Source organism: uncultured Tateyamaria sp. (genome assembly GCF_947494755.1).
Lineage (GTDB): Bacteria > Pseudomonadota > Alphaproteobacteria > Rhodobacterales > Rhodobacteraceae > Tateyamaria.
Genome location: NZ_CANLVZ010000010.1, coordinates 150330 through 158387, shown reverse-complemented (window position 1 = coordinate 158387; position 8058 = coordinate 150330). Strand labels below are relative to the sequence as shown.

At 58.7% G+C, this 8058-nt stretch carries 5 protein-coding genes; 1 reads left to right on the top strand and 4 read right to left on the bottom strand.

The genetic code is table 11. From position 1 onward, the window contains the following. Window positions 1–363: 363 nt before the first annotated feature. From Q0908_RS13835 to Q0908_RS13825, 3 genes are all read right to left on the bottom strand, one after another. Window positions 364–2136: an ABC transporter ATP-binding protein gene (locus Q0908_RS13835; RefSeq protein ID WP_299285459.1), complete on the bottom strand. Its 1773-nt coding sequence runs from the start codon at window positions 2134–2136 to the stop codon at window positions 364–366. A 193-nt stretch (window positions 2137–2329) separates the two neighbouring features. Then, on the bottom strand, window positions 2330–4810 hold the full coding sequence (locus Q0908_RS13830) for an alginate lyase family protein (RefSeq protein ID WP_299285456.1): 2481 nt from the start codon (window positions 4808–4810) through the stop codon (window positions 2330–2332). Between the two features lie 161 nt (window positions 4811–4971). After that, window positions 4972–5625 carry a peroxiredoxin gene (locus tag Q0908_RS13825; RefSeq protein WP_299285454.1) on the bottom strand — a complete coding sequence of 218 codons (654 nt, stop codon included), beginning with the start codon at window positions 5623–5625 and terminating at the stop codon, window positions 4972–4974. Window positions 5626–5768: 143 nt separating this feature from the next. Between Q0908_RS13825 and Q0908_RS13820 the strand changes: the two genes are divergently transcribed. Beyond that, window positions 5769–7208 (top strand): aldehyde dehydrogenase family protein, encoded by a 1440-nt coding sequence (locus Q0908_RS13820; protein ID WP_299285452.1) that lies wholly within the window; start codon window positions 5769–5771, stop codon window positions 7206–7208. 127 nt (window positions 7209–7335) lie between these two features. On the opposite strand, the gene Q0908_RS13815 is transcribed toward Q0908_RS13820, so the two are convergent. Next, window positions 7336–7983 carry a pseudouridine synthase gene (locus Q0908_RS13815; RefSeq protein WP_299285449.1) on the bottom strand — a complete coding sequence of 216 codons (648 nt, stop codon included), beginning with the start codon at window positions 7981–7983 and terminating at the stop codon, window positions 7336–7338. Between the last annotated feature and the right edge of the window lie 75 nt (window positions 7984–8058).

Here is an 8058-nt window from a genome sequence, read left to right as displayed (position 1 = left end):
ACGCGCATCGGCCAAGGCCGCTACGCTGAGTACAGCGGTTCGATCCCGCTATGCTCCACCATTCTTGTTCGTTCCAGCATCAAGATCAGCACATTTCAGAACCCGTAGGCGCTGACTGACGCGCATCGGCCAAGGCCGCTACGCTGAGTACAGCGGTTCGATCCCGCTATGCTCCACCATTCTTGTTCGTTCCAGCATCAAGATCAGCACATTTCAGAACCCCTAGGCGCTGACTGACGCGCATCGGCGAATACCTACATCAACCCGCTCCCATCACGATCAGACCAACATACCGCTTGAAAGGTGAGGCCTGTGCAGAGGCTGCTGCATGACCTAATCAAAAGGTCAACAGGTCTGCACCCATCAGCTTCCCTTCATCGCAATATTTAGCAAGGCGCGGTACTGCTCACTTCCGCTTTCCAGCTCTTCCTTGGTGCCGATAGAGACCAGGCGCCCATCGTCCAGCAGCAAAATACGGTCGACATAGTCAAGCGTCGCCGGACGATGCGTGACAAACAGGACGGTCTTGTTTTCAAGCTCCTTAGTCACACTTTCCAAGACTTGCTGTTCGGTTTCGACGTCGAGGGCGCTGGTGGCCTCGTCAAAGACGCAAATGTCCGCATTCTTGACCAAGGCCCGCGCGATCCCGATCCGCTGTTTCTGACCACCTGACAGCGCCGAGCCATTCGGGCCAACGACGGTTTGCAGACCAGCGGGCATGTTGTCCAGTGTTTCGGTCAAGGCCGCGCGACGGGCGGCACGCTCCACATCCTCGTCAGAGGCACCGGCATTGCCGTCGCGGATGTTCTCAAGGATCGTACTGTCAAACAGAAAGACGTCCTGGCTGATCAGCGCCGTGGACGCGCGCATGGATTCGTTGGAGATGTCAGTCGCGTTGTATCCCCCGATGCGGATGGTACCGCTTGTTGGGTCATAAAACCGCAGTACAAGATCGATCAGCGTGCTTTTGCCAGAGCCGGAGCGTCCGATGATGGCAACTTTTTCCCCCGCCTTGATATCAACAGACACGTTCCGCAGGGCAGGCGCGCCCTTCTCGTATTCAAAGCTTACATCTTCAAACGAAATGGAGTTTTCGCCCGGTGCAAGAACCTCGGCACCGTTGGATTGCAGGGGGATGGGCCGATCCAATATCTTGTACATGCGACCGGTGTGTACCAGCGATTTCTGAATATCGACCCAGACTTTGGACAGCCGAGAGGCTGGCTGGTAGGCCATCAGGAAGGCTGTGATAAAGGCGGTGAATTCCCCCGGTGTCTTGCCAAAGGTCATCGTCTGCCACGCGGCATAGATCACGAAAAGACCAATCACGATCCCGCCCAGAAATTCCATCAGCGGGCTTGTCGCCGACGTAATCCGGGCGATCGACAGCATCCGGTCTTCCAGCGCCGTCACGGCCCCTTCGAAACGGCCGACCGATTTGCTTTCCAGACCATAGACCTTGACGGTCTTGATCCCTTCAAAGGTCTCGGCCCCCACGGCGAAATAGGCACCATCCAGCGCACGCTCCGCGCTTGCCAGCTCACGCACCCGACGGGACAACAAAGTCACCGTCAAAAAGATCACTGGCAGAATCATTGAGCATAACAGCGTCATCAGGGGGTCCTGAAAGAACATGACACCAAACAGGACGGTCACGGTCATGATGTCGGTGAACATCGTATTGGTTACCCCAACGACGGTCGATCCACACGCGTTCCCGAACAGCTTGAGCTGCGCCATCTGCATACTTGCATGAGTGTCCGCAAAGAACCGGGTTTCCTGCAATACCAGTCGCCGGAACGTCAGCTTTTGATAGTGCGATATGACGGATCGCTTGAACACGGTCTTGACGACCGCATTTGCATAGACCGAGAACGCCTTGCCAAAGGCCACGGCCACCACAAGCAAGGCGACCGAGTAAGCCGCCTTTGCGTCCCCCGCCACAAAGACGTCGTTCACGATAAGGCGGGTGGAATATGCGAGCGCGCCCGTGAACCCGGCAACGCCAAGCATGCAGATGACGGACAGTGCATACAGCTTCCAGCGTGGTGGCAGCGCCTCGCGGATCAGGCGGATGCCTGTCGCTGTGGTTTCCTGCCCCGTGATACCCTTGGAACTGCTTTCAGGTTCGATCATGTTGCACTCTGCATTCTGACTGGAGTTTGGGCGCTACGCATCGCACGAACTCAGGGCGATGGCTATGGCTGGAGGTTTGTATCGTTGATCTGATCCGACGACATCCGCTGTCCGCTTGCGCTATATATCAGCTTCCTGCCCCCTGACGTCAATGCGCGTGACCTCACGGAAGTCATAACCGCGGAACACGATGCTAAGGTAACGCCTTGGCTGTACCTTCGACTGCGTCCACGTGCTGAGGCGTGGCGGGCGTCCGACCCATGACTGAACCGGCACGGTCTGCACCCAACATCAGCGGCCAAAAGCCGGGAAGCCCGTCATGGGGGTGAAACCGGGGCTTTTGGCGCGCAATGTCGCTGTCGCCCGCCCGCACCGCCACTTCGATGCCAACGCCGCCTGCGAGCATCGCGAGTGCCGTGCATCGGTCCTCATCAAAATCCGAACCTTGAGCATGGGGCCACTCAGCCCCCCGATGCGACAGAAACCATGCCACCCCTTTGTGCAATCTTGCGAACTCCGGCTGATGTTCGAGTGCAAACCCACACGATTGGTACAAGCGGTAGAGGCTTAGCCATCCACCGAGGTTAAAGGCACAATGATGTTGCCCCCCCGGGCGCTGTAGTTCCTGAGGCTGCCCCCCCTCATCATCAAAATGCGTTTTCAGACGGGCGGTCGAGTTCAGATAGCAGTCCATCAGCGTATCGGCATCGTCAAGAAAGGCCGCGATTGAGCCAAGCTGAAGGTCATAGAAGACACCAAGGCTGTTCGCACTGCTGCGCGCGCCCTTGCCCTGCGCGCTGTTCAAAAGCCAGTCGCGATAGGGTCGCAGCCAGTCCGCCAAGTCCGCGCTCAGGTCCGGATCATCCAACATCCGCACCCCGTCCAGCAAATACCCGATATCCTTGAACGCGATGATCCCGGCTTTGTCGCCCGTGTTCCCGTTGTGCCCGCGGCGCACCTGAGCATAGCGCAGATGCGGCGTCATCGCGGTCTCCTGTTTCAGGAACCACGCCTTGATCAATTGGCGGGCATGATCGCGGTATTGCGGTGCGCCAGATACCGCCCATGCGAGACTGCACGCTGTTGCATCATCAAACACATGCTGCAGGCGGGTACGATCAAAGGCGTCACTTTCCGGAGCATAAAGGACCGTGTCTGGCAGTCGCTCTTCGGTGCGCCGGATATAGGGGGTACCATCCTTACGCTGCGAGTCGGGCCACCAATAAGGCGCAAGCTCCAGATAGTCAGCCTTGTCGCCACTCGGCGCAGTCTCGGTTTTGTCAAACACCGAAAACGGGCCACGGCCAAGCGCGGTATCGGCCGCCTCACGCAAACGCTTTCTATGATCTAAGGTCGGCTCCTGCCCAAGGCGCGCCAAAGTCTCCGTGTCGTAAAACACTGGAACTCGGGGATCGAAACCGCGACGCTCGATAACCTGGTGATCAAGCGACTTCAGTTGCGCAACAATTGCATCATTGCGGGCATAGGTTCGGTCTCTTTGCCCCTGAGCGCCGCCCACTTCCAATTGCGCCTGACCAGATGCAAGGCGGCGGACCATGCCAGCATTACCCACCAAATGAGAGCCAGGCACGAGCGGCGTGCTATCCAGGTCCCACGGGTCCATCCGCCCGGTGCTCCAAGGCCCCTTCACGCCGAGCCGAACCAACAGCTCGACTTTAGGACGGCGGCCATAGGGGAAACGCTCGTCAAACCGCTCTTTGGCATCGAAACGGAAGGCGATTTGGGGCTCTTCCGAGGCGTCTCTAGGGTCCCATGTGTCAAAGGCTTTCTTGTTCGATCCCAATCGGGCCATAGGAACAACGAAATACCGACACGCTTGCTGTTCTTGGATATCCTTTACAACGCTCGCCCAGTCCTCGACGGTGAGAAAGCAGTTTCCGTCCCAAGGCAAAACCCATTTCGCATTTTCACGCCCCCAATCCAGCGCAATGTTGCGTGACCCGTTGTTGTGCATCACGTGGATATTCTTGTGGCGATAGATGGACGCGATAGCCCGGTGCTTTTGCTCTTCTTCAAGTTGCTCAAATGCATCCGTGAAGATGTAGTCGGCTGACGGAAGCTTTGTCAGATCAAGTGGCACCTCTGCGTAGTCATCAAGAACAAAGGGTAGTCGCTTGTAGGCATGGCCCGCAGCCTCGAACGCGGCGATAAGACGACGTTCCTGATCCGCGTCGCGGATACGGTTGAGCACCCACATCTTTTGACAGTTTTCAAACTCCGGTTCGTTTTCCAGGATGAATTCAACGTTCTGTAATGACTGTCCCAGAGCATGCCGCGGAGGCAGGTCGTTGCCGACGATCCGGATCAAAGCATAGGTGTCAGGGAGCGCACGCGCAGCGTCCTCGGCAACCGGATCGATATCGGGTGCGGATGCTGTTGCACGTTTGACAAAATAAGGCGCATTGCCCCGATAGTAGTCCGGAAACAACCGGCTCAGCACAGCCTTTACCAGCATCTTTGCGATCAAGATTGGCAAGGCCACCGGCAAGAGCAAGACAAGCACCGCAATCCAGCCAATGCGCTCTACGCCCTGCTTTGATCGGACGTTGCGAAGAAGCTGATAGAAAAAGGTCTTGGCCTTGGACGCCATACACTTACCTCGGGTCACAGTATGACCCGGTCCATAGTCAATGTCGGGCCAAGGGTCCAGCATCGCCCGGCCCACAACATTAACATAGCTGTTTTTCAGAAAAGACTTCGGGACGGCCTCGGCAGTCGCTGGTCCATACCGGCAATTTCAGTTTTCGGACCACCAGAAGGGATGATCAAATGGGATGGGCGGTCCAAAGACGCGGACCGCCCCAGTCGATGTGATTAGCTCGGTGCCTTGGTCGTCCGCAAATAAGGCAGCACGGTTGTGAATTCGCCAAATTTCGCTTTGGCATCTTCATCCGACACAGTCGCGGGGATAATCACATCATCGCCCACATTCCAGTTGGCGGGCGTTGCGACGCCCTTGCCGGTCGACGTTTGCAAACCGTCAAGCGCGCGCAGCACCTCGGCAAAGTTGCGGCCAACCGTCATCGGATAGGTCATCGACAGCTTCAATTGCTTGTCAGGGCCAATGATGAATACGGACCGGACAGTCGCGCTATCAGCAGGTGTGCGGCCATCGGGCAGGTAGGCTTCGGCGGGCAACATGTCGAACGCCTTTGACACCTCAAGGCCGGAATCGGCGATGATCGGGAATCCCGCCGTGGTGCCAGCGACCTTTTCAATGTCACCTTTCCATTTCTTGTGATCCTCTACACCGTCCACCGAAACGCCGATGACCTTTGTGCCGCGCTTGTCCCACTCATCAGCCAGTTGCGCGACCGCGCCGAATTCGGTTGTGCAGACCGGAGTGAAATCCTTGGGATGCGAAAACAGGATCGCCCAGCTGTCCCCGATCCAGTCATGCAGCGAAATCGTCCCGTGGTCTGTTTCGACCGTCAAATCCGGGATCGTGTCGTTAATGCGCAAACCCATGGTGTCCTCCGTCGGGAATGGTTGATGTTGCGAAGTATCCTAAGACATCGCGTCGGCGTTTTCATCCCCTGATGTGTGGGCCCACTTGTGGGCGCGTCCCAGCGGTGTCAGAGTTTCGCCAAACGTCAACGAAAGGCACAGCCATGCTCGAGAAACGCGATTTTTACATCAACGGCCAATGGGTCGCTCCGCAAAACGGCAAGGACCATCACGTGATTGACCCCTCGACCGAGGAACCAGCGGCCGTGATCTCGCTTGGGGGTGCCGAAGATGCAGAGGCTGCGATTGCGGCGGCCAAGGCGGCGTTTCCTGCATGGATGGCGACCCCTGTTGCCGAGCGAATCGCATTGGTCGAAAAACTGATCAGCGTGTACGAAGCCCGCGCCGAGGACCTGGCAGGCGCAATGTCCGCCGAAATGGGCGCGCCGATAGACATGTCGCGCAGCCAGCAGGTCGGCGCAGGCACATGGCACCTGAAGAACTTTATTGATGCGGCCAAGGGGTTCGACTTCAACCATGCTTTGGGCGATCACGCCCCCAACGACCGGATCATCCACGAACCGGTGGGGGTTGCGGCCCTCATCACGCCTTGGAACTGGCCGATGAACCAGATCACCCTCAAGGTCGGGGCAGCCGCCATTGCGGGATGCACGATGGTTCTGAAGCCAAGCGAAGAGTCGCCGCTGAATGCCATCATCTTTGCCGAGATGATGCACGAGGCGGGCTTTCCGCCGGGTGTCTTCAATATGGTGAACGGTGATGGCCCCGGTGTGGGCACCACCCTGTCGGGTCACCCGGATGTCGACATGGTCAGCTTTACCGGTTCGTCCCGTGCGGGCCGCCTGATTTCCAAGAACGCGGCTGAGACACTGAAACGCGTCCACCTCGAATTGGGGGGCAAAGGGGCCAACCTGATTTTCGAGGATGCGGACGAAAAGGCCGTCAAACGCGGTGTGCTCCATATCATGAACAATACCGGGCAATCCTGTAACGCGCCCTCGCGGATGCTGGTGCAACGCGCCAAATATGAGGCGGCGGTGCAGGAGGCCGCGGAGGTGGCAGGCAAGGTCACTGTCGGCCCCGCGAGTGAGGCGGGCCGCCACATTGGGCCTGTCGTGAACGAAGTGCAATGGAACAAGATCCAGGATCTGATCCAGAAAGGCATTGATGAGGGGGCCAAGCTTGTCGCCGGTGGCACGGGCCGCCCCGAGGGCTTCAACAAGGGGTTCTATGTGCGCCCCACAGTGTTCGCGGACGTCAACAACGACATGACCATCGCGCGCGAAGAGATTTTTGGGCCCGTCCTGTCCATCATCCCCTTTGATACCGAAGAAGAGGCTGTCGAAATCGCCAATGACACGCCCTACGGCCTGACCAACTATGTCCAGACACAAGATGGGGCACGACTGAACCGGATGGCCACGCGGTTGCGGTCCGGCATGGTGGAAATGAACGGCACCTCCCGCGCGGCCGGATCGCCGTTCGGTGGGATGAAGCAATCGGGCAACGGGCGCGAAGGCGGCATTTGGGGGATCGAAGATTTCCTCGAAGTGAAGTCCGTATCGGGTTGGTCGACAGACTGACGGGATAAGGGGGCGCTGCCCCCGCCCTGCGGGCCCCCCGAGGTATTTTTGGCGAAAGGAAGGGGCGGACGATGCTTTCGTCTGCTCCGGCCTGCCAAGGTGGGGTGATTGCGCAAGTGGTGGCGGGTCAGAACGGTGCGGATTGTCGGAACCGCATCATCTTGCCGCTGTCGGGATGTTTGATCCGCAACTCTTCGGAATGCAGCATCAGCCGCTCGAAGGCCAACGCCTCTCCTGTGGCGTAGAACGGGTCGCCCAGGATCGGGTGCCCCAGTGCGAGCATGTGGACCCGCAACTGATGACTCCGTCCGGTCTTGGGCATCAGCCGCACGCGGCTTTCGCGCGCGCTGTCGCGCAGCACCCGCCAATCGGTGATCGCTGCTTTGCCCGTCTCGTGGTTCACATGCTGTCTTGGCCGGTTTTCCCAGTCCACGATCAGGGGTAAATCGACACGGCCCGTCTTGGGCGTCAGCCGCCCCCACACCCGCGCCACATAGGTTTTCTTGGCGGCCCGCAGTTCAAATTGCTTGGACAGGAACCGCTGCGCGTGGGGCGTGAGCCCGAACACCATGACCCCGCTGGTGTCCCGGTCCAGCCGATGCACCAGCAGCGCCTGCGGCCACACCGCCTGCACCCGCGCGATCAGACAATCGGCCAGATCCGCACCCTTGCCCGGCACCGACAACAGCCCCGAAGGTTTGTCGACCACGAGCATCTCGGCGTCATCATGCAGCACCACCAATGGGTCCTGCGGCGGGGTATAGGCGTCATCCATGCCGTTCGCCTGTCAAATGTGCGCCCCTAGCGCAAGAGCCTTCACAATTCAGCGACATCTGCGCGCTGTGCCTGT